1 protein-coding gene is annotated in these 758 nt (G+C 44.7%); it reads left to right on the top strand.

What is annotated here, in order from left to right; translation table 11 throughout:
• Nucleotides 1-758 (top strand): nucleoside recognition domain-containing protein (locus R8N47_RS24800; protein ID WP_318186051.1); only part of this gene is annotated, 758 nt, incomplete at both ends.

Genomic DNA, 758 nt, shown 5'->3' with positions numbered 1-758 from the left:
CCGCTCTTTGAATTACGGCGATAAGATGGAAGCAGCGATCGAGCATATTTCTTCTCTATTTAACGATCAAACCGTTTCTCATCGTGCATTAGCGATCCGTGCTCTAGAAAAAGACACGATGGTTCTCAATAGCCTTTCCGATCTTGATAGAAGCAAAGTACTGGAAGCGATTGCGACTTTAGATTTGGATATTGATTTACACGTTGCGGATACCAAATACACTCATCTGCACGAACAATGCAAAAAAGTTCGCCGCAGTGAAGGCAAACTCAGCCGCAGTGTTACCGAAAAACTTGATCAGTTTATTTTGAACAAGTGGGTGGGGATTCCATTCTTCTTTGTTGTGATGTACCTAATGTTTATGTTCTCGATTAACATTGGTAGTGCATTTATCGATTTCTTTGATATCGGCGTTGGCGCACTTTTGGTTGATGGCGGTCATCACCTATTGGATGGTCATTTGCCAGTTTGGCTTGTGACGGTTATTGCCGATGGTATTGGTGGCGGTATCCAAACGGTAGCGACCTTTATTCCTGTCATTGCGTGTTTGTATTTGTTCCTAGCTGTGCTTGAGAGTTCGGGTTATATGGCTCGCGCTGCGTTTGTACTCGATAAAGTGATGCAGAAAATCGGCTTGCCGGGTAAAGCGTTTGTGCCGTTGGTTCTTGGTTTTGGTTGTAACGTGCCGTCAATCATGGCAACACGCACTCTAGACCAAGAACGTGAGCGTAAGTTAGCGGCATCGATGGCGCCATTTA

This window comes from Vibrio sp. 2132-1 (genome assembly GCF_033344315.1).
The sequence above is the reverse complement of the archived record's forward strand: the minus strand, read 5'-3'. Positions and strand labels throughout refer to the sequence as shown.